The sequence below is a fragment of the Porphyrobacter sp. GA68 genome, from assembly GCF_022605525.1.
Classification (GTDB): Bacteria; Pseudomonadota; Alphaproteobacteria; order Sphingomonadales; family Sphingomonadaceae; genus Qipengyuania_B.
Window position 1 is genome coordinate 1,495,484 of record NZ_JAKQYJ010000001.1, and the last position, 21,291, is coordinate 1,516,774.

Sequence of the window (21,291 nt, forward strand, 5' to 3'; positions counted from 1 at the left end):
AGGGCGCCGCGCCCGATCATGTGGTCACTGCCAAACATCCTCACCATGTCGCGAATCGCCATGATCCCGCTGCTGGTGTTCTTCCTGTGGTGGCCGGAGTGGCGTACGGGGTATCTGATCGCCTTCGTGCTGTATTGTGCGATGGGCATCACCGATTACTTCGACGGAATGCTCGCCCGGTCGAGCGGGGCGGTGTCCCGGCTTGGTATCTTCCTCGATCCCATCGCCGACAAGATCATGGTGGCAGCCGTGATCCTGGTGCTGACGGCCCAAGGCTATCTGCGCGGCCCGTACGTCGGGGACGTGCATGTGCTGGCAGGGCTCATCATCCTCATTCGCGAAATTGCGGTGTCGGGCCTTCGTGAGTTTTTGGGCGGGATACAGGTCAGCGTTCCGGTCTCGCGGCTGGCGAAATGGAAAACGACCTTCCAGCTGGTCGCGCTGGGTGCGTTGATCCTGGCAGGCGGCGTGCACGGCACACCCTGTTCCATGCGGGTGGACTGCGGACCGCTGGCCGATCAGTGGATGCATCTGGTCGGCCTCGCCAGTCTGTGGGCCGCGGCGGTTCTCACCCTTGTCACGGGCTGGGATTACCTGCGGGTCGGGCTCAGGCACATGGATTGACCGGCGCTCAGCCGAGGATGAAGCCGACCGTCTGCCGTTGTCGCCGCCATGCTGGCGCAGCCAGACAAGAACACCTGCCGCTAACCGGCGCGGATTTCGTCGGCGAGCAGCTGGAAGTCCGCTTCGCGCGGTGACGCCCGCCGCCAGACCAGGGCAATCTCGCGAGCGGCATTGGGCGCCTTCAGCGGTCGTGCGACCACGCGTGTCCCAGCCAGAATGCCTGCGTCCAGCGCCATCTGCGGCAGCATGGTGATGCCGAGGCCGTTATCGACCATCTGCACCAGCGTGTGCAGGCTGGTGCCGATCATGGTTGCCTCGTTCCGCAGTTCGGGCCGGTTACAGGCGGCCAGCGCGTGTTCCTTGAGGCAATGACCATCCTCCAGCATCAGCAGCCGCCCTTCATCTATGGCTGTCGGCGAGATGGTGTCAGGCGGCTCGCGCCCCTGTTCCGGCGTGAACGCGACCAGCAGCCGATCTTCGCAGATCGGCGCAATGGCGGCGTCGCCCACCGCGTAGGGGAGGGCAAGCAGAACACAATCCACTCGGCCGTGCTGCAGGTTCTCGAGCGCCGTGTCCGTCGGCTCCTCGCGCAGGAAGAGCTTCAGATCGGGTCGTTCCCGTCTGAGGCGCGGAAGCATGCGCGGGAGCATGAAAGGCGCGATCGTGGGAATGACGCTCATGCGCAGACTGCCTGACAGCGGCTTGCCTGCTGCCTGCACCAGATCGGTCAGTTCCTCCGCTTCGCGCAGAATGGAACGCGCCTTGACGATCACCTCCTGCCCCAGCGGGGTGAAGCGGACGACCCGGCGGCTGCGCTCGACCAGAGTGACGCCGAGCAGCGTCTCAAGCTCGCGGATGCCCGCCGAAAGCGTCGATTGAGAGACATAGCTGGCAGCTGCCGCGCGGCCGAAATGGCCGTGTTCGCGCAAGGCGACGAGGTACTGGAGCTGCTTGAGTGTGGGCAGATAGGTTGTCATGTCACGGTTTCTGCCGGAGCGGACGACGTCCAAACCGGCTCGCCGCATGGCCGCCAGCTTCCCTTATGGCGGAGGCGGGTGGCGACCACCGGCAGGTCACTCGGCCGCGTCCGCCTGCTCCTGGAGAAGCGGGTCAGCAGCTGCCTCATCCACGCGTGTCATCACCATGCGCCCCTCCTTTACCGCAAACGCCAGCCTGCCCTCCACAAGTTCCAGCGCATCGCGGCCGAACACTTCGCGCCGCCAACCCTGCAGCATGGGCAAGTCGCGCAAGCCGGCCGCCAGCGCCTCCAGTTCGTCAGACCGGGCCAGCAGGCGGGCGGCGACGTCGAGTTCGCGGGCCTTGATCTTGAGGAGCAGCTTTAGCAGATCGGCCACCAGCGACCCCTCCTTGCCCAGCGGCGCACCGCGTTCGTTGCGGATCGGCATTTCGTCCTTGGGCAGCGGTTCCGCCTGTTCCAGCACCGCCATCAAGCGGCGCCCGATCTCGTTGTCGCGCCATCCCTGCGACAGCCCGCGCACCTTCGCCAGATCAGCCTGGCTTTTGGGCGGATGCCCGGCGATGTCGGCGAGTGTTTCATCGCGCATGATCCGGCCGCGCGGTATGTTCTTGTCCTGCGCTTCCATTTCGCGCCACGCGGCGAGAGCTTTCATCCGGCCCAGCACCGCAGCATTGCGGCTGGGCGCGCGCAGGCGCTGCCACGCCTGATCGGGTTGCACCTGATAATTGGCTGCGTCCGCCAGTCGCTCCATTTCCGCGTCCAGCCAGACCCCCCGGTCTGTCTTGCGCAGCTTCTTGAGAATGCGCGGAAAGATGGTGGCGAGGTACGTCACGTCCCCGATGGCATATTCGATCTGGCGATCGCTCAGCGGCCGCCGCGACCAGTCGGTGAAGCGTGCACCCTTGTCGACCGTCTTGCCGAGCCATGATTCGACCAGGTTGGCGTAGCCGATCTGTTCCGACTGGCTGACCGCCATCATCGCGATCTGGGTGTCGAAGATCGGATGGGGAGTCTTGCCGGTCAGATTGAAGATGATTTCCACGTCCTGGCCGCCCGCGTGGAAGACCTTCAGAACGTCTTCGTTGTCGGTCAGCAGGTCGAGCAGCGGCGACAGGTCTATGCCATCGGCCAAGGGGTCGATCGCCGCCGCTTCTTCTTCGTTGCCGATCTGCACCAGGCACAGTTCTGGCCAGTACGTGTTCTCCCGCATGAACTCGGTATCGACGCAAACGAAAGGTGACTGGGCAAGGCGGGCGCACAGTTCGGCAAGGGTTGTGGTATCGGTAATGAGCGGGTGGATCTTCATGGCGGCTCCTTTACGCGGGAACTGCGGCTTGACAAAGCATCTTCCGGCGCGGATTCGCGAGTTTTCGCCAACGCTGCGGTCTTGCCGGCGCAAGGTGACGCACCGGGCTGCGGCGCCTCGCCCCTGACCGCTTTTGGCACCGTGTTTATTGAAAGATCCAGTATCGCCATGCACACCTATCGCACCCATACCTGCGCCCAACTGACCACGGCCGATGTTTCCAGCACCGTGCGACTTTCCGGTTGGATACATCGCAAGCGGGATCATGGCGGCGTGCTGTTCATCGACCTGCGCGATCATTACGGCATTACGCAAATCGTCGCCGACGAAGACTCGCCGGCGCTGGCGACGCTGGAAAAGCTGCGGGTGGAAAGCGTCGTCACCATCGACGGCGAGGTGAAGGCCCGGGCGCAGGGAACGGCCAATGCCGCTCTGGCCACGGGCGAAATCGAGGTGTTCGCGCGCGCCGTTACCGTGCAGAGCGAAGCTGCCGAACTGCCCCTGCCGGTCGCCGGTGATGCCGAATACCCCGAGGAGACGCGGCTGAAATATCGCTTTGTCGACCTGCGGCGGGAGCGGGTTCACGCGAATATCATGCTGCGATCCCGCGTGATCAGCAGCATCCGCAGCCGCATGACCGCACAGGGCTTTACCGAGTTCCAGACCCCGATCCTCGGCGCCTCCAGCCCGGAAGGGGCACGCGATTACCTTGTGCCCAGCCGCCTCCATCCGGGCCGCTTCTACGCGTTGCCGCAGGCACCGCAGATGTTCAAGCAGCTGCTCATGGTGGCGGGGTTCGATCGGTACTTCCAGATCGCGCCCTGTTTCCGGGACGAGGATCTGCGGGCCGACCGCTCGCCCGAGTTCTACCAGCTGGATTTCGAGATGAGCTTTGTGACTCAGGAAGACGTCTTCCAGATGCTGGAAGGCGTGCTGTCCGGTGTGTTCGAGGAGTTCGCAAACGGCAAATCTGTGACGCCAGCCGGACAATTTCCGCGCATCCCTTACGCCGAGGCGCTATTGAAGTTCGGCACCGACAAGCCGGACCTGCGCAACCCCCTTCGCATCAGCGACGTGTCCGGGCACTTCACGCAGTCCGGCCTCGGATTGTTCGAGAAGATCGTCGGCGGCGGCGGGGTTGTCAGAGCGGTTCCTGCACCCTCTACCCACGAGAAAAGCCGCAAGTTTTTCGACGACATGAACGAATGGGCGCGGTCACAGGGTTTTGCCGGCCTCGGCTATGTCACGCGCAAAGGCGGGGAGTTCGGCGGCCCCATTGCAAAGAACCACGGCGCTGAGGGTATGGAGCGCCTCTACGCGGATCTTGGCTTAGGGGAGAATGACGGACTGTTCTTTGCCGCCGGCAAGGAGCAGGACGCCGTCAAGCTGGCCGGTGCCGCGCGCACCCGCGTTGCCGAGGAACTGGACTTGATCGAGCAGGATTGCTTCAAGTTCTGCTGGGTGGTGGACTTCCCGATGTTCGAACGGGACGAGGACACGGGCAAGATCGACTTCAGCCACAATCCCTTCTCCATGCCGCAGGGCGAAATGGAGGCGCTGGAAACGCAGGATCCGCTGGAGATCAAGGCGTGGCAATACGACATCGTGTGCAACGGCTACGAATTGTCCTCAGGTGCGATCCGCAACCATCGGCCGGACATCATGTACAAGGCGTTCGAGATCGCCGGATATTCCCGGCCGGACGTGGACGCCAATTTCGGCGGGATGATCGAAGCGTTCAAGCTGGGCGCGCCGCCCCACGGCGGGTCCGCACCGGGTATCGACCGCATCGTCATGCTGCTGGCGGACGAACCGAACATCCGCGAGGTGATCGCCTTCCCCCTGAACCAGCGGGCCCAGGATCTGATGATGGGCGCGCCCTCCGCCGTCGGCCCGCGGCAACTGCGCGACGTGCACATCCGCACGGTTGAACAACCAGCCGCCGCGTCCGCGCGCGTGGACAACGCCAAGGAATAACAATGCCGCAGCACCATGCCTTGCGTTCAGCCGCGCCGTTCATTAGGGCGACAGCTGATACATCACCCTTCACTCCAAGAGGATTTACATGAGCGACACTCAGGAACGCGTGCACAAGATCGTCATCGAGCATCTGGGCGTGGAAGCCGACAAGGTCACGCCTGAGGCGAGTTTCATCGACGACCTTGGCGCCGACAGCCTCGACATCGTGGAACTGGTCATGGCGTTCGAAGAAGAGTTCGGCGTGGAAATCCCCGACGACGCGGCTGAGAAGATCGCCACCGTGGGTGATGCGACCCGCTACATCGAAGAACACAAGGGCTGATTGCCGCCTTCCGTCCGGCCTGAGCCTGCCGGAAGCCCGGTTCAGCAGTTCCGGTTAATGGCAGGCTCGGTCCGATCGGGACTGGGCCTGTCGCCGTTCAGGGAGAACGTTTGAATGCGCCGTGTTGTTGTCACCGGACTGGGACTCGTCACCCCGCTCGGCGGCGATGTGGAAACGTCCTGGACGAATCTCATCGCTGGCAAAAGCGGTGCCGGGCCGATCACCCGTTTCGATGCGAGCGATCAGAAATGCACCATCGCCTGCGAGGTGAAGGGCAAGGATCATCCCTGGGGCTTTGACCCCGACAAGCGGGTCGACCACAAGGTTCAGCGGCAGGTCGATCCCTTCATCATCTATGGCATTGATGCCGCCGGACAGGCGCTCGAAGATGCTGGCCTCGCCGAAATGGACGACGCCCTGAAGCAGCGGACGGGCTGCTCCATCGGGTCGGGCATTGGCGGTCTGCCGGGGATCGAGAAGGAATCGATCGTCCTGCATGAAAAGGGGCCGGGGCGGGTTTCCCCGCACTTCGTGCACGGCCGCCTCATCAACCTGGTATCCGGGCAGGTTTCGATCAAATATGGTCTGATGGGGCCAAACCACGCGGTCGTCACCGCCTGTTCCACCGGCGCGCATTCAATTGGCGACGCGGCGCGCATGATCGCACTTGACGATGCCGACGTGATGCTTGCCGGCGGTGCAGAGTCAACCATCAACCCGCTGGGAGTGGCCGGCTTCGCGCAGGCACGTGCCCTCAACAGCAGCTTCAACGATCGGCCAGAACAGGCGAGCCGCCCTTACGACCGGGACCGCGATGGTTTCGTCATGGGCGAAGGTGCGGGCGTGGTGGTGCTGGAGGAGTATGAGCACGCCAAGGCGCGCGGGGCGAAGATTTACGCCGAAGTCGTGGGATATGGCCTCTCTGGCGATGCTTACCACGTTACCGCGCCCCATCCTGAAGGGCGCGGGGCGGAACTCGCCATGCGCATGGCACTGCGCCGGGCCGGGCTGGAGCCGTGCGACATCGATTACATCAATGCACATGGCACCTCGACCATGGCCGATACGATCGAACTTGCGGCGGCGAAGCGTGTAATGGGCGACGATCTGTGCGGTGCATCGATGAGCAGCACCAAATCCGCTATCGGACATCTGCTGGGCGGCGCTGGCGCAGTGGAGAGCATCTTCTGCATTCTGGCCATCCGTGACCAGATCGTGCCGCCCACCCTCAATCTCGACAACCCCGATGAAGGAACCGAAGGCGTCGACCTGGTTCCGCACCGCGCGAAGGAGCGACGGGTGAGGGCGGCGTTGAACAATTCGTTTGGGTTTGGCGGAACCAATGCCTCGTTAATCGTGAAGCAGGTGGATTAGGGCAGTCAACTCACTTGCCGTGCGTTAGAAAAGGCGTGAGCGATCGGATTTTCATGCCGCAGCCCTTGTTCTTGCGGTTGGTCACAGGTTCGCCGGTGCATCCCTTGGCCTTTGTTTGCAGGGACAGGAGAGAAGAGTCCAGATGACCCTGAAGCGAGCATTGCTGGGCGCCGCCGCCATCGCCATCGTGGCCGTGATCGGCCTCGCGTGGCTCCTCCTGCCTTGGTACGGCTCCGCGCAGATTGAGCAGGATGTGACCTTCATCGTGCCTGACGGCGCGACCCTCACTTCTGCGGCCGCGAAGCTGGAGGACGAAGGCTTGATTGCGTCGGCCGACGCATTTCTCCTGCGCGCTAAGCTGCTTGGCGGAACCGGACATATCCAGGCCGGCGAATTTGAACTGCCGGCGGGTGCCAGCCCCGCCCGCATCCTTGACATCTTCCAGTCGGGCGAAGTGGTGCGCAGGTTCGTCACCATACCGGAAGGATTGCCTGCCGTTCTCGTCCATGAGCGGTTGATGGCCGAACCGCTGCTGACCGGCGGAATTGCCGTACCGGCAGAGGGCAGCATCCTTCCCGACACCTACAGCTTCGAACGCGGGGAAAGCCGTCAGGCGGTGCTCGCCCGCATGCAGGCGGCGATGGACGAGGCGCTGACCCAGGAGTGGGCCAAGCGCGGACCTGACACGATTGCCCGTTCCCAGCGCGAGGCACTCATCCTCGCATCGCTGGTCGAAAAAGAGACCGGCAAGGCGAGCGAGCGGCCCCTGATCGCCGGGGTGATGACCAATCGGTTGCGGCAGGGGATGCGGCTGGATGTCGATGCCACCACGATCTATCCCATTACGCAGGGACGGCCGCTGGGGCGCATGATCCGCCTGTCGGAAGTGCGCGATCCCAATCCGTACAACACGCGGGCTGTAGCGGGCTTGCCGCCCGGCCCGATCACCAACCCGGGGCGCGACAGCATTGCGGCAGTCCTGAACCCGGCAGACACTGACGCGCTGTTCTACGTCGCGGACGGGACCGGGGGGCATGTCTTTGCCCGCACCCTTGCCGAACACAACGCCAACGTCCGCAGGTGGCGCGAATTTCGTGAACGCGAAGGCATCTGAACGGTGGAGGGTCGCGAACCGCTGATCCTCACCGCCACGCTGCCGCCCGACCTCCAAGCCTGGGCGACTGCCCTGCGCGACAGGCACTTCCCGCCGGAACGAAACCATCTGGCCGCGCATGTGACCCTGTTCCACGCCCTGCCGCCTTCGTGCTCAGCGGAACTGGCCGGCTTGCTGACACGCCTGACCAGGCAGAACCCGCCACCGCAAGCGCATCTTCAAGGCATCATTTCGTTGGGGCGGGGCACGGCACTTGCACTCGCAAGCCCCGCTATGCTGGCGCTGCGGGACGAAATAGCGGAGCATTTTCACGGCAATCTGTCGGCTCAGGACGGCCACCGTCCCCGCCTGCACATCACCGTGCAGAACAAGGTCAGCCCGGCCGAGGCCAAGGCGTTGCAGGCGGAACTTGCCCCGGCCGTAGCGCCGCGCCGTTTCTTCTTTCGCGGCTTTTCATTGTTCCGGTACATGGGCGGGCCATGGGATCATGTGCGCGACTGGGCCTTTCGCGGCCCAAAGCGCGGTTGACCGACGGCAAGTGCTTGCCTAAAGCCCGCGCCTGCCGGTCGCCCGCACAAGTTCGGGCGATGCCTGGGGCGGAGTAGCTCAGCTGGTTAGAGCACCGGAATCATAATCCGGGTGTCGGGGGTTCAAGTCCCTCCTCCGCTACCAATCTCGAATCCGCATGGGTTCGCTTGCTTCCGCATATATCCGTAAAACTCAATTAAAACAGAATGATGTGAGTGATTCGCGTCCGCTTGCGTGCGCATGCATTCGCTTGAAGCCGGATTTGGTGTGGGGGTATTTTGGGGGTATTTTCCGGGGGTAGCGAAAAGGAGCGATACCCCCAATGGCCTTGAGTGAGATTCAGATCAAAAAAGCGAAGGCGGCTGAGCGTCCATACAAGCTTGCGGATGGGGAGGGATTATTCCTCCTCGTGCAAAAGAACGGCTCGAAGCTCTGGCGGCTGAAATACCGGTACCACGGGAAAGAGAAGCTGCTTTCTTTCGGTGCCTACCCCGAAGTCGGAATAGCGGCCGCAAGAGAACTCAAGAGAGCTGCCAAGGGTGTGCTGGCCAAAGGCAGGGACCCGATGGTTCACAAACCGGGTCGGGACTTCGAAGAGGCTAAGACCTTCAGGGCGATTGCCACCATGTGGCATGAGAACAGAGCAAGTAGTCTCAATCCCGCCCATGCGAAGCGTGTGTGGTCGCGGATGGAGCAGGACGTGCTTCCTGTCTTGGGCGAGCTCATGATGCATGAGATAACTCCACCAGAAGTCTTGAAGGTCATTCGGAAGATCGAGGAGCGCGGCGCGCTCGACATCAGTCGACGGGCCAAGCAGTGTATTGGTCAGGTATTCCAGTTCGCGATTGCCAGCGGACTTTGCGATTCCGATCCAACGGCGCATCTTCGGGGGGCTTTGAAGCCACGTCCTCGGGTCAAGCATATGGCGAAGCTGCCTCTGGCACAGCTACCCGAACTCATCATCAAGATGGAGCGATACCAGGAAGAGGGTGAGAGACGATCCGAAATTACGCGGGCGGCATTGACCTTTGCGCTTCTTACATGGGTCCGGACAAAGGAACTCCGGTTTGCCAAGAAGCAAGAGTTTGAGGATCTAGCTGGAAACTCACCAGTTTGGCGCATTGGCGCTAATCGGATGAAAAGGGGCCGCGAGCATATCGTGCCATTGTCGCGACAAGCCGCTTCTCTTGCTCAAGATATGATCAGCAAGTCCGAAGCCGAATACGTCTTTCCAGGCCAGAAACCCAAGATGCCGCTTTCCGAGAATACGATGATCTATGGCCTCTATCGGCTCGGTTACCACGGGCGACAAACTGTTCACGGCTTCAGGGGTCTGGCGAGCACCTGGGCGAATGAGCAGCTGGTCGAGGTCGGCGAACCACCGATGTGGATCCGCAGATATCATGAAGACTGGGTTGAACTGCAATTGGCACACAGCGAAGAGAACGAGGTTCGTGGGGCATACAATGCTGCCGAATATCTCGCTCCCCGTCGTGCAATGCTGCAGGATTGGGCAGACTTCCTCGATTCCATCGGCGGCAAAGCACAAAACATAGCTGTGTTGAGAGCCGCTTGACCTGCTCCTAGGCGGGCACCTGCCCCAGCCATTCGACGCGAAGGCGGTCGAACCCGACAACGATACCCTCTGCGGTAACCTCAAATCCAAAGTCTTCGTTCGAGGGTTCGTAGTCATATCGAGCTATATGCCATCCATCGGCCGATAACGCTCTTCACATATCCAGGTGTTTCCCGATTTTCCGGTATCCCGCCGGCTCGCGACACGGCGCCGGGGCCAGCGTTGTAGGCAGCTAGCGCGAGATGGATCGCACCGAAGCGCTCTAGCATCTGCTTCAGATACCGCGCGCCGCCATCGATGTTCTGAGCCGGATCGTGGCGATTGCTGACACCAAGTTCTCTTGCCGTTCCCGGCATGAGTTGAGCGAGCCCAGCGGCGCCAGCCGGACTGATCGCCATCGGGTTGAACCGCGATTCCTGCCAAATCAGGGCCTGAAGCAGTCGAGGTGGCAATTGGTATCGCGCTTCAGCTTGCCGGATGAGTGGTTCGTACAAGGCTTCCTTGAAGCTTCTATCGATATAAGCCGTGCCGCCGTCTGGCTTGCCCAAGTAGATTGCAGTCGGGTTGAAAGCGCGCCCTTTGTCGGTTGTAGCCTCAACTGTGCCGAGGTCATGGTCGAAGACCTGAAACTCCTGCGCGCGCGCGGATCCCGAAATCGCAATCGCGAGCGCAGCGCAACCGCAGGCCACCAGAGACATTCGCATCGAATTACCTTTCACCTTGCCTCGATCCGCAAGAGAACATAAATAGAACGAGTGGGTGTAGGAAAACGTTTTTTTGCAAGTTTATCCGAGAGGAGAGGGGTTCGTTTGGAGGGGGCAACTGTGAGGCGATGGAGCCGGTATGCCTGTTTCGAATTCAACCCTGTCACGTCATTCGCTCGAGGGCACCGCCCGCAAGATCTGCGAAAGCCGAGGGGGCAAATGGTCCGGCACAAAGGGCATGGCCTGTTGCCCCGCGCATGATGACCGCACGCCGTCACTCGGTGTGTCGCTCGGCCGACAGGCCATCCTCTTCCACTGTTTCGCGGGATGCGATCAGCAGAGCGTGCTGGCTGCTCTGGCGCGTGAAGGTTTCGAGGCACCGGCGCTTTTTGCAGGTTCTGCGACCACCAACGAACCCGAATCGACCAGCACCCGCAAACCCTCGGCGGTAGCGGTGAGGATCTGGCGCGATGCGCAGCCACTGCGTGCCAGTCCGGCAAAGGCATATCTTGAAAGCCGCGGCATCCTCGCCGCATCTCCTACGCTCCGCTTCCATCCACGAACGCCGCTTGGCCCGAAAGGACGGGCCCGCTTTCTGCCCGCCATGATCGCGGCAGTCAGTCTCGACGAGGGCCCGATCGCCATCCACCGCACGTTCCTGTCTACCGAGGCTTCAGGCAAGGCTGGCTTCGACAAGCCAAAGCGCGCGCTCGGCGCGCTCGGGGAAGCTGCCGTCCGCCTCTTTGCTCCGGCTTCTGGCCAGCTTGGCCTCGCAGAGGGCATTGAAAGCGCGATGTCGGCCTACGCTCTTACAGGCATCCCCGTCTGGGCGACCCTGGGCAATGAGCGCTTCGGCCTCGTCAGCGTGCCCGAGAGCGTGACCGAGGTTCACCTCTTCGTCGATCACGATGCGGGCGGCGAGCTGGCTGCGTCGCGTGCCACGGCCGCCTATGCCCGCGATGGACGCACGATCCACGTTCGCAAGCCGTCATCACGCGGTACCGATTGGAACGATGAACTGACAGCATGGCTGCGCCGCAAGACGGCGCCGTAGAGGAGAGAGGGCTTCTCGAATTCCTGATCCGGCAGAGGGCGTGTCCCGATGCCTTCATCAGGAGGACGAATTGCCATGTTTCAATCAGACTTGTTTCCCGCCGGCGAGCAGTTGCCATCAGTGCCATCGGCTTACGCCGTTGGCGCTAGGATTGCCGAGCTTGTCGTATCAGGACGTCATCTTACCCGCGCCGACATTTCCAGCCTGTTTGCCGAAGAGACCGGTGCACAAGATTGGGGAAGCGCCTGGACGATCGACGACTACAACAACGCCGTCGAGATCGGCGCTCTGCTCTGGCTTCGCGAGTCCTCGCGCATCGACCTGGCGACAAGCGTGCATGAAGCCGAAGCGCGGTTCGACTGGCTCGAAGCAGCCTTGCCGCCGCGGCACGTGCGCAGTGAAGGACAGGTCGAGCTCCAGCAATTCTCGACCCCGCCGATGCTGGCCTGGCTGATGGCGAAGGCCGCAGCTGTCTCGGCGCACGACACACTTCTCGAACCGTCCGCAGGCAATGGCGCCCTTGCTCTCTGGGGCAGCGTCCAGAACGCTTCGCTGCTCATCAACGAGATCGATCCGGCAAGACGAGACGGCCTGGCCCACGTCTTCCCTTCGGCCACGATCACTGCGCATGACGGGGAACTGATCGCGGACCTGCATCGTGGCCCTGTTCCGTCGGTCGTGCTGATAAACCCGCCGTTCGCCCGCAGCCAGGAACGCGGCAAGGACGGCGAGACCGCGCAGCGCCACCTTCGTAGTGCAATCCGGGCCGCTGCCAATGGGGCGAGGATTGTTGCGATCATGCCCGACGGCTTCGATGCTTCCGCCTTCGCCAAGGCGCAGGGCGAAACATCGCTGTTGCTCGATATTCGCTTGCAGCAGGTGTTTCGCCGCACCGGGACGAGTATCGCCGTTCGCCTGGTCGTGTTCGACAAGACGCAGACTGCGTCCGCGCCAGTTATCACCGGAGATACTGGCGACCTGATCGAAGTCCACGAGCTTATCACTGCGCTTCCGCCACGCGTACAGACCTCCGCCAACATCCATCGCTTGCCAGTCGGTAAGCCAGTGAGCCTCGTTGGTAAGACTTCAACGCATCGCGCGCCGGTCCGGCCGGTGGCGCCGTTTGCAGCGACAACACCAGCCACAGCGAATGCGATCGATCTTACCTATTCGGTCTTGGCCGACCCCGCACCGGTGCCCGAACAGACCGGCATCTATCTGCCATACCGGCCCAGCCGCATCGCGTTCGAAGATGCTCCGGTCCATCCCACCCCGCTCGTGGAATCGGTCGCCATGGGTTCTGTCGCGGCGCCTCAGCCGGACGTCACACCGCGTCTTCCCGCTGGCTGGCAGGCCGATGGCCTTCTGTCCGAAGCGCAGTGCGAGACATTGGTCTATGCAGCCCAGGCATTTGCGCGCGACCTGCCGGGCCAGTTCAAGGTCAGCCAGGAAGGCACCTCGCTCGAACTGTCCGAAGACGGGCACTCCTACCGCCAAGGCTTCTTCCTTGGCGATGGAACCGGAGCGGGCAAGGGACGGCAGATCGCAGCGGTCATCATGGACCGCTGGCTCGCAGGCGAGCGCCGCCATGTGTGGATCACCAAGAACGAGGCGCTGCTCGAAGATGCGCGCCGCGACTGGGAAGCGCTTGGCGGGCTACCGCTCGATCTCCAGCCGCTCTCACGCTGGAAACTCGGCCAGCCCGTAACGATGTCCGAAGGCATTCTCTTCGTCACCTATCCGACGCTGCGCTCGGGCCGCGCCGAGGATACGCGGCTCGACCAGATCCTTGCCTGGGCGGGCGAGGATTTCAACGGCGTGATCGCTTTCGACGAAGCCCATGCGATGGCTAATGCGCTCGGGGGCTCTTCAATCCGCGGCAAGGTCAAGGGCTCCGAACAAGGGATGGCGGGCCTCAGGCTGCAGAATCATCTCCCGCGCGCTCGCGTGCTCTACGCGTCTGCCACTGGCGCTTCGGATATCGCCAACCTCGGTTACACCTCCCGGCTCGGCCTGTGGGGACCCGAGACCGCTTTCCCGACCCACGAAGCCTTCATGACCGAGATCCGCGCGGGCGGCGTCGCGGCGATGGAGCTCGTCGCCCGCGACCTTAAGGCCCAGGGACTCTACCTTGCCCGTGCGCTGTCCTTCGCCGGGGTGGAGTACGAGATCCTCGAACATAGCCTGACCGACGCACAGGTTCGGATCTACGATGCCTATGCCGATGCCTGGGCGATCATTCACCGCAACCTCGAAGCTGCGCTCGAGGCAACCCGCGTGGTCGACGAGTACAGCGGCGACACGCTCAACCGCAATGCCAAGGCTGCAGCGCTATCGATCTTCGAAGGCACCAAGCAGCGCTTCTTTGCCCAGCTCCTGCTTTCGATGAAATTGCCGAGTTTGATCCCCGCGATGGAAGCGGCACTTGGCGAAGACCATTCGGTTGTCGTGCAACTGGTCTCGACCGCCGAGGCCATGCTCGATCGGCGCCTTGCCGACCTTAGCGTGGAAGAACGCGAAGCGCTCGATATCGATCTGTCCCCGCGTGAATATGTCATCGACTATCTTGCGAAGAGCTTCCCGGTGCGCCTGATGCAGGTCTTCGCAGACGAGGACGGCAATCTCCACTCGGAGGCGATGAGCGACGAGGAGGGCAATCCCGTTTTCTGCCCGCGCGCCATTGCCGCGCGCGACGCGCTGATCGAACAGCTCTGCGCGCTGCCGCCCATTGCCACAGCACTTGACGCGATTATCGAGCACTTCGGAACCGAGGCTGTGGCCGAAGTCACGGGCCGGACCCGCAGGTTGATATTGGGACGCGATGGTCAGCAGCGCCTCGAACGGCGAAGCCCCAGCGCCAATGTCGCCGAAGCGCAAAGCTTCATGGAAGGAACCAAGCGCATCCTGGTCTTCTCGGACGCGGGCGGTACGGGTCGATCCTACCATGCAGACCTTCATGCGAAGAACCAGCAGCGCCGGGTTCATTTCCTGCTCGAGCCGGGCTGGCGCGCCGACAACGCGATCCAGGGTCTCGGTCGTACCAACCGCACCAACCAGGCCTCGGCCCCGCTGTTCCGCCCGGTGACCACCGACGTGAAGGGCGAGCGCCGGTTCATCTCGACCATTGCGCGAAGGCTCGATGGCTTGGGCGCGCTGACGCGTGGTCAGCGCCAGACGGGCGGTCAGAACCTGTTCGACCCGGCAGACAATCTCGAAAGCGACTACGCGCGCGACGCGCTCAGCCGCTGGTTCCAGCTGCTCTATGACGGCAAGCTCGAAGCTACGAGCTTCGGTAACTTCGTCGAGCGCACCTGTCTGCGACTTGAAAACCCCGATGGCGGGCTGACCGACAATCTCCCGACGATTCAGCGCTGGCTCAACCGCATTCTCGCGCTACCGATCGCGCTCCAGAACGCGATCTTCGACGAATATCTCGGCCTCGTCGAAGCGCGGATCGAAGCCGCGCGCGAAGCTGGAACGCTTGACCAGGGATTGGAAACCGTGAGGGTTGATCACTTCACGGTGCTCGCCGATGAACTCCTGCGCACCGATCCTGTGACCGGAGCGGAGACCCGGCTCGTCTCGCTCGAAGTGAGCCGGCACCTTCGGCCCCTACGATTGCAGCGCCTGGTGCGGATGCACGAGATCGGCAGCCCGCACGCGATACCGATGCGCAATGCGCGCTCGGGCAAGATCGCACTGTCGGTTCCAGCCCGGCGCCTCATCGCTGACGACGGGGCCGTGATCGAACGCCGACGACTGCTGCGCCCGCTCAAGTCCGCGAACTGGACGCTTGAAGCTCTCGGTGAAAGTCACTGGGAGGAAATTGGCGTCACCGCGTTCACCAGCGCCTGGCGGGCCGAGGAAAAGGAAGCCGCCGCTTCACCGGTGACCGAGCGCGTCCATCTCGCAACCGGGCTGCTGCTTCCGGTCTGGAAGCGCCTCCCCGGCGATCATGTCCGCGTCACCCGGCTCGTTGCCGAGGACGGCCACTCGATCATCGGCCGCGAAGTGCTCGATATCGATCTCGCTGCGATCGCCGAAACCTTTGGTCTTTCTGGGGTTACCGGACCAGCCGCAGAGCAGCTCGGTGACCTCGTCCTCGCCAGCGGCAAGCCGCTGGGCCTTGCGAGCCACGATCCACTCACGGTGAAGCGCTCGCTGGTCGGCGGCGAACAGCGCCTTGAACTGACCGGGTTCTCGCCCGACCGGCTCGAGTGGTACAAGGGCAAGGGCTGCTTCACCGAGATCATCCGTTACCGCACGCGGCTGTTCGTGCCAGTCTCCGCAGCCTCGTCGGTCCTCCCCGCGCTTGCCGCCTGATCCCTCGGGCAGACCCCAATTTCAGAATGAGAGTGGAGGGGGCCCTTTGGGCTTGTGGGCCTCGTGATCTTCGCGTGCGCCTTCAATCCATCAGGAGAACACCCATGATCCAGTCCATTCCCTTGAAGAAGCTCGCTGCGAGCCCGCGCAACGTTCGCAAGTCGAGCGACGTGCTGGCGGACCTCCAACTGCGGGCAGATATTGCTGCGCGCGGCCTGCTGCAGAACCTCGTCGTGCGCAAAGGAAAGCGCGGCAAGTTCGAAGTCGAGGCCGGCGGTCGCCGTCTCGCCGCGCTGCAGGCGCTGGCCGAAGAGGGCACCTTGCCTGACACGCACGAAGTCACCTGCCTCGTCATCGAAGGCGAGGAAAGCGAAGTGCGCGAAGCCAGTCTTGCCGAGAACTTCCAGCGTCTGGCGATGAATCCGGCCGACGAGGCGCAGGCTTTCGCGGCAATCGTCGAGGCAGGCGCTACCACCGAAGACGTGGCGCGCCGCTTCGGCCTCACCGTCCGGTTCGTCGAAGGACGTCTGCGCCTGGCAAGTCTCGCGCCATGTGTCTTCGAAGCGCTTGCCGAAGGCACGATCACGCTCGACATGGCCAAGGCCTATGGCGCGATATCCGACGTGGAGCGCCAGGCGCATGTCTATGCCGAGCTGCAGGAAGCCTGGTACCAGATCACGCCTGACACGATCCGCCGCATGGTGCTCGATGCCACGGTGCGTGGTTCCGATCCGCGTGCCGTGCTCGTCGGACGCGATGCCTACCTCGCCGCAGGCGGCCGGATCGAGCGCGAACTGTTCGACGATGATGCCAGCGAGAGCTGGATCGATGTCGCGCTGCTCGAGGACCTTGCACACAAGGCGATGGCAGAAGCCGCAGAAAAGGTCGCGCTTGAGAATGGCATTGCCTGGGTACGCTCGACGCTTGGCACCTATGTCAGCCATGACCTTGTCGAAGGTCTGAGCCGTCTGCCTTGCGAACCTGCACCGATGACCGAGCAGGAAGCACAGGAGCTCGGCGAGCTCGAGGCCGACTACGACCGCGTCGCAGCCGTGCTCGAAGACGAGGATAGCGACGAGGACGAGGTCGCCAAGGCCGAACAGGAACTCGTCGTCATCGACCGCGCCATGCGCGCGCTCAATGACCGGCCGCCGGTACTCGCCGACGAACTGAAATCCAAGGCTGGCGCCTTCCTCGTCCTCTCGCGCAATGGCGAGCCGACATTGGTCCCGCAGTACTACACCGAGACCGAAGTTATTGCTGACGAAGGCGTGGTCGAGGCCATTGAAGCGAGCGGTGCGGCTAAGCCCAAGGGGAACTCGCTTTCCCAGCGTCTGCTCGACGAACTCGCAATGCAGCGCCGCGACATCCTGGCAATCCATCTCGCCAATGACCCGGCACTGGCGCTCGACTTCATGGTCTTCACGCTTGCCGATGCCGATGCGCACGACTGGCGCGCTAAGAAAGCGTCGACGCTCGTCGGCTCGATCGCGTCCGGCCCGGTTGCCGGGTTCGAGGCCAAGGATGCGCCGGCGAGCGCTGCCCTGGCCGAGTTTGCCGGGTCGCTCGATGAAAGCTGGCGTTCTGGCGAAAGCGATGTCGAGCGGTTTGCAAGGTTTCGGGTACTTTCTGACGAGGCGCGTTCGGCCTGGCTCGGCCATGTCGTCTCGCGAACGCTCATCGCAAGCCTTGCCTGCGAAGGAGAACGATCGGTGCCGCTGCACGAAGCACTCGGCTCGCTGCTCGAAATCGAGACCGCGCATTGGTGGCGTCCCACGGCGGCGAATTACTTCGACCGCGTGGCAAAAGCCCGCACGCTCGAAGCGCTAGATGCTGCTGGGGGTCCGGAGCTGGTCAGTCGCTATGCCGCCTCGAAGAAGGCCGAATTGGCGAGCGCTGCCGAGCGCATCTTCTCCGGCAGCTTCATTGGCGAGCCCGAGGTCAAGGAACGGGCGCAGGCTTGGGTTCCGCCGATCATGTGTTTCGCCGGTTCCGAAGAAGGCGAATTGTCCGACCACGAAGAAGACGAGGCGGTCAACGCAGAAGTAACTGACGAGATTGCCGAGCAGGCTGCCTGACCCCTCCTGACAGGTCCAAGTCGCTCGGCGGGCGGTCCGTCCCTTCCGGGACGGGCCGCCTTTTCAATGTAAGCTTTTGGGCCACTTGCTGACCGTCTCGTTTGGGAAAGGACGAGCAGCAAAGCTGCCCTTTCGTCCACATCATCGATTGGGGAAGAGCACGCAAGAATGCTGGTCATTTGGCCTCCCAAGAACCCTTGCGACTCTTGAACCCCGGAAGGCTATTGCACGCGACGGCGCGTTCAAATCCGATCAACCTTGCAACTGCCTCACAGCGCTCCTCATCAATCCTCATTCGACCTTCTCGAAGGGCGAGATAGACGGCCTCGATATACCCGTCGCCGACGAGCGCAGACTGCACCGCTGGGTGCACCAAAAGGTCCAGCGACCAAGCGGGGGCTTGACCGTCCATCAGGTCTTGGGCTCGCGCCCGACCCTTTCGCTCATCGACAACGGGCAGAAAACCCTGTGACACCGCCACTGCAATCGTAGCTGCTTCGCCGTCATCTAGCGAACCGGGAGAACGGATCATCGTCTCGAAAAGACGAGCCGCTGCATCATCCATCTGGACGACCTTGACGACGTTCTCCGATATCAGGCGTTGGATGAACCCGTTCTCGCCATTGGCGTGACTAGTTTCATGGTTGAGTTCCGTAACCACCGTTTCAGCCAGAACAATGTCGTTTGGAATGGCCCGAAGCACCTGTTCGCCAAACGTACAAGCGTGCAGATTGATCAGTACGCTCGTATCGGGGACTAATGGGGTCAGCGTATCAGAGAGGGAGCTTAAACAGGTCATCCGTTTCGCTCTCCTCAAGTTCCATTTGATCGAGCAGAGCGCGCAGCTCTAGTCGCTTGATTTTAAGAAGCTCGGCCAATTGTCCTTCCGACATCAGATCGCGCTTCCAGGCGGTGTAGGCCATGAAGCTCATGCGATGGGACACCGGCCGGTTTGCATCATCTTTTGCGGGGTCGGGCTTACTTGAAGCATCGCCCAGCACTTCACGCACCTGTGCGGGAGTAAAGCCACCATGGGCTTTCAGTTTGTCCCATGCTCCCCGCTTAACAAGCCCGAGCTCTTCCAGCCTCCTCACACAGGCTTCGCGTGAAATGCGGAAATGGTGCGCCTGTACGATGATTGGCCTGCGGGTAATCTCAGAGCCAGCGGTGAGCTGACGCCACGCCGCTTCAAAGCTCTTGCGCGGTGAGAGAAAGGCGCGCCCAAACGCGTGAGCATATCGCTCTTCGCGGGACTGAAACTTCTCATTTTCCTCCAGAACTTCTGGCGCCTGACGAGTGCCAACGAAATGCCCCAGCTCGTGAGCTGCGGATTGAATACGCCGCTCCAGTGGGAAGTTCGCATTCAAGAGAATGCAAGCTCCCAAAGTTTGGTCGTAGGTGAAGAGCGCATCCACCTTCGAACCCTTCGACAGGCGTCGCTGGTAGAGTCGGATGCCGAGATCCAACTCCATCAGGGTGAAGATATCGGCGATTGGGCCAGAGCCCAATCCGAGCCAGTCGCGTAGCTCCTGCGCGTGCTGTTCTGCCAATTCGACGACATCGCCGGTGTTGATGCCCCTTTCAGGCGGGTAATTCTTAGGCCGCTCAATGCCGAGAATGTTCTCCAGTTCGACCTCAGCTCGAACGAGATCATTCAGCAGTTGTACTGCCTCGCCGGTATGCTCATCCTCGGTTTCGCGCAGTCGGCGGAAGCGTGGCACAAGATCAGTATGGACTGCCTCGCGGCGCAGCAGGGCATTTACCGACACCCCATAATGGTTCGCAAGCGCCTGAAGCTCTTGAATGCGAACCCGCCTATCCCCCTTTTCAATAGAAACGAGGGTGGGGCGAGACATACCAATTACCTTGGCTGCATCGTCCTGACGGATTTTTGCGGTTTCGCGGGCAAGGCGAAGGCGGCGACCAATCTCCTGTGCGGTCAGCTCGTTTAGATCAGCCATGGCGACCTCCCTTCATCCATAGTTGCAGAAAGCTCTCTTCGCCTTGGTCCTGCTCGAATGCGGCCCATTCTTTCGAATGTTGCAGGAGCATGTCCCGAAGCCTTCTAGTCACGTCATCTACTGACGATCCAAGGGAGTCAGCGATTTGGAATGCGTGAGGCTTCAGGGCGGTATCTGGCACACCGGCCAGTTCGGCCAGTTGTTGCAGGTGCCGCGCGCCCATGTAGCCGTAATCATAAAGGGTTTTGGTGGCCCTGAAGCTGCTTTGCTTCGGCAGGGCATCACTAAATCGCGCGGCTCGCAAATCGGCAATGGCATACTTCTCGGGCGGCTCGACAACGCCGGCCGCGTGCAGGCTTATCCGGCGCAATAGGCACGCCGCACAAATGCCGCATTGGCGTACTTTCCCTCCCACGCGCACGTTGGCCCGTTGCTGCCAGCACGAACGGGTATCAATGACCTGTTGGGGCTGTACCCCTGGCTTTGCCAGAAATGCTGCGATGGTCTGGCCTTTGGTATGCCAGAGGCGCGGCTGTTCATAGGTCAGATCGATGCCAAGCAAAGCCTTTACGAAGCGCTCCATCTTTCTGAAGAAGGTCGGGTGGTTCCGGTAATCTGGATAGATGTTGAGCAGTGGGAGCAACACTGGCCCCAATGCGCCCTGTCCACTTTCAGGCACAATGATCCGGCTGACATTTGACAGCTGCGAGGCGATTGCAGTCACCGCCGCAAATTTGAAACCGCGCGACCGGGCACTGTTCTCAGGATTCGGCTTCACCTTCACATCAAAGGGCAGGCGGTCGAACGGTCGCTCATCTTTGCGCAGTCGTTCCTTGAATTTCGACACACGCACGCTCACGGCAGTGTTATTCTCGTTGTAGAGGCCCGAGACACTTAGCGAGTCCACGCCTTCGCTGTACGCAATGGCGAACGCCTTTTGCTGGTTCGGGAATAGCGGGCCTTGTCGCGGCCTGCTTGTTGCTGCGCCCTCATGGCGCACGAAGCTGAAACGCCACTCGTCGCCAGTCAGATGGCGCAGGGTATCGCAAAGACTTTGTTGAACAGTCGCATCCTGCCAGGTCGCAAGCTCAATCACGGGCACAGTCACATGAAAGTGCCGTGCCCAATGTGCATTGGCGCGTCCCCAGCGACGATCTGCAAATTCGACTGCCGCGCAGACAATCAACAGGTCGTGGTGAATGTTGCTCCAGCCTTCATGGCAGTAGCTGTCAAAGATGTCCTTATCGCACTTAATCTCTGAGCCGATGGTCGCATAAACGCGCCCCTTCGCGCCTCGACGCGGAGCCGCTTGCCCCGCCTCAAGTATGGTTAGGTCACGCTCAGAAATCATAGAAAATTCACTCATTA

16 protein-coding genes and 1 tRNA gene are annotated in these 21,291 nt (G+C 62.0%); 11 read left to right on the forward strand and 6 right to left on the reverse strand.

Going from position 1 to position 21,291, the window contains the following annotated elements; all coding sequences use genetic code 11:
• The first annotated feature begins 18 nt into the window (after nt 1–18).
• A complete protein-coding gene (gene pgsA, locus LHJ54_RS07545) occupies nt 19–624 on the forward strand; it encodes a CDP-diacylglycerol--glycerol-3-phosphate 3-phosphatidyltransferase (RefSeq protein ID WP_228243279.1) in 606 nt (201 codons plus the stop codon).
• 80 nt (nt 625–704) lie between these two features.
• Here the strand turns inward: pgsA and LHJ54_RS07550 are convergent, their stop codons facing one another.
• Entirely contained in the window at nt 705–1,601 is an 897-nt protein-coding gene (locus tag LHJ54_RS07550) for a hydrogen peroxide-inducible genes activator (RefSeq protein WP_228243280.1), read from the reverse strand.
• 96 nt (nt 1,602–1,697) lie between these two features.
• Nucleotides 1,698–2,909, reverse strand: a complete 1,212-nt coding sequence (gene rnd / locus LHJ54_RS07555; protein ID WP_228243281.1) for a ribonuclease D — start codon at nt 2,907–2,909, stop codon at nt 1,698–1,700.
• A gap of 168 nt (nt 2,910–3,077) precedes the next feature.
• Between rnd and aspS the strand changes: the two genes are divergently transcribed.
• The 7 genes from aspS to LHJ54_RS07590 all read left to right on the forward strand — a co-directional run bounded on the left by aspS (nt 3,078) and on the right by LHJ54_RS07590 (nt 9,803).
• Complete coding sequence (aspS, locus tag LHJ54_RS07560) at nt 3,078–4,886, forward strand: aspartate--tRNA ligase (RefSeq protein WP_228243282.1); 1,809 nt, start codon at nt 3,078–3,080, stop codon at nt 4,884–4,886.
• An 88-nt stretch (nt 4,887–4,974) separates the two neighbouring features.
• On the forward strand, nt 4,975–5,211 hold the full coding sequence (locus LHJ54_RS07565) for an acyl carrier protein (RefSeq protein ID WP_228243283.1): 237 nt from the start codon (nt 4,975–4,977) through the stop codon (nt 5,209–5,211).
• 114 nt (nt 5,212–5,325) lie between these two features.
• On the forward strand, nt 5,326–6,585 hold the full coding sequence (gene fabF / locus LHJ54_RS07570) for a beta-ketoacyl-ACP synthase II (RefSeq protein WP_228243284.1): 1,260 nt from the start codon (nt 5,326–5,328) through the stop codon (nt 6,583–6,585).
• A gap of 142 nt (nt 6,586–6,727) precedes the next feature.
• Complete coding sequence (mltG, locus tag LHJ54_RS07575) at nt 6,728–7,699, forward strand: endolytic transglycosylase MltG (RefSeq protein ID WP_228243285.1); 972 nt, start codon at nt 6,728–6,730, stop codon at nt 7,697–7,699.
• 3 nt (nt 7,700–7,702) lie between these two features.
• A complete protein-coding gene (locus LHJ54_RS07580; RefSeq protein ID WP_228243286.1) occupies nt 7,703–8,227 on the forward strand; it encodes a 2'-5' RNA ligase family protein in 525 nt (174 codons plus the stop codon).
• A gap of 67 nt (nt 8,228–8,294) precedes the next feature.
• Nucleotides 8,295–8,371, forward strand: a tRNA-Met gene (locus tag LHJ54_RS07585).
• A gap of 178 nt (nt 8,372–8,549) precedes the next feature.
• The gene (locus LHJ54_RS07590) at nt 8,550–9,803 is read left to right on the forward strand and encodes an integrase arm-type DNA-binding domain-containing protein (protein ID WP_228243287.1); all 1,254 of its coding nucleotides are present in this window, start codon (nt 8,550–8,552) and stop codon (nt 9,801–9,803) included.
• A gap of 113 nt (nt 9,804–9,916) precedes the next feature.
• On the opposite strand, the gene LHJ54_RS07595 is transcribed toward LHJ54_RS07590, so the two are convergent.
• On the reverse strand, nt 9,917–10,501 hold the full coding sequence (locus LHJ54_RS07595; protein ID WP_228243288.1) for a lytic transglycosylase domain-containing protein: 585 nt from the start codon (nt 10,499–10,501) through the stop codon (nt 9,917–9,919).
• Between the two features lie 145 nt (nt 10,502–10,646).
• Between LHJ54_RS07595 and LHJ54_RS07600 the strand changes: the two genes are divergently transcribed.
• From LHJ54_RS07600 to LHJ54_RS07610, 3 genes are all read left to right on the forward strand, one after another.
• Complete coding sequence (locus LHJ54_RS07600; RefSeq protein ID WP_228243289.1) at nt 10,647–11,561, forward strand: toprim domain-containing protein; 915 nt, start codon at nt 10,647–10,649, stop codon at nt 11,559–11,561.
• Nucleotides 11,562–11,636: 75 nt separating this feature from the next.
• Nucleotides 11,637–15,884 carry a strawberry notch family protein gene (locus LHJ54_RS07605; RefSeq protein WP_228243290.1) on the forward strand — a complete coding sequence of 1,416 codons (4,248 nt, stop codon included), beginning with the start codon at nt 11,637–11,639 and terminating at the stop codon, nt 15,882–15,884.
• A gap of 104 nt (nt 15,885–15,988) precedes the next feature.
• Nucleotides 15,989–17,962, forward strand: coding sequence for a ParB/RepB/Spo0J family partition protein (locus tag LHJ54_RS07610; protein WP_228243291.1), 1,974 nt, complete (start codon nt 15,989–15,991; stop codon nt 17,960–17,962).
• Nucleotides 17,963–18,137: 175 nt separating this feature from the next.
• On the opposite strand, the gene LHJ54_RS07615 is transcribed toward LHJ54_RS07610, so the two are convergent.
• Genes LHJ54_RS07615 through LHJ54_RS07625 form a run of 3 tightly spaced genes read right to left on the reverse strand, consistent with a single transcriptional unit; the run spans nt 18,138 to nt 21,289 of the window.
• Nucleotides 18,138–18,761: a hypothetical protein gene (locus tag LHJ54_RS07615; protein ID WP_228243292.1), complete on the reverse strand. Its 624-nt coding sequence runs from the start codon at nt 18,759–18,761 to the stop codon at nt 18,138–18,140.
• Nucleotides 18,736–19,923, reverse strand: coding sequence for an ImmA/IrrE family metallo-endopeptidase (locus LHJ54_RS07620; protein WP_228243293.1), 1,188 nt, complete (start codon nt 19,921–19,923; stop codon nt 18,736–18,738). Before LHJ54_RS07620 ends, LHJ54_RS07615 begins: the two co-directional genes overlap by 26 nt.
• The gene (locus LHJ54_RS07625) at nt 19,916–21,289 is read right to left on the reverse strand and encodes a 7-cyano-7-deazaguanine synthase (protein ID WP_228243294.1); all 1,374 of its coding nucleotides are present in this window, start codon (nt 21,287–21,289) and stop codon (nt 19,916–19,918) included. The genes LHJ54_RS07620 and LHJ54_RS07625 overlap by 8 nt, the downstream gene beginning before the upstream one ends.
• Between the last annotated feature and the right edge of the window lie 2 nt (nt 21,290–21,291).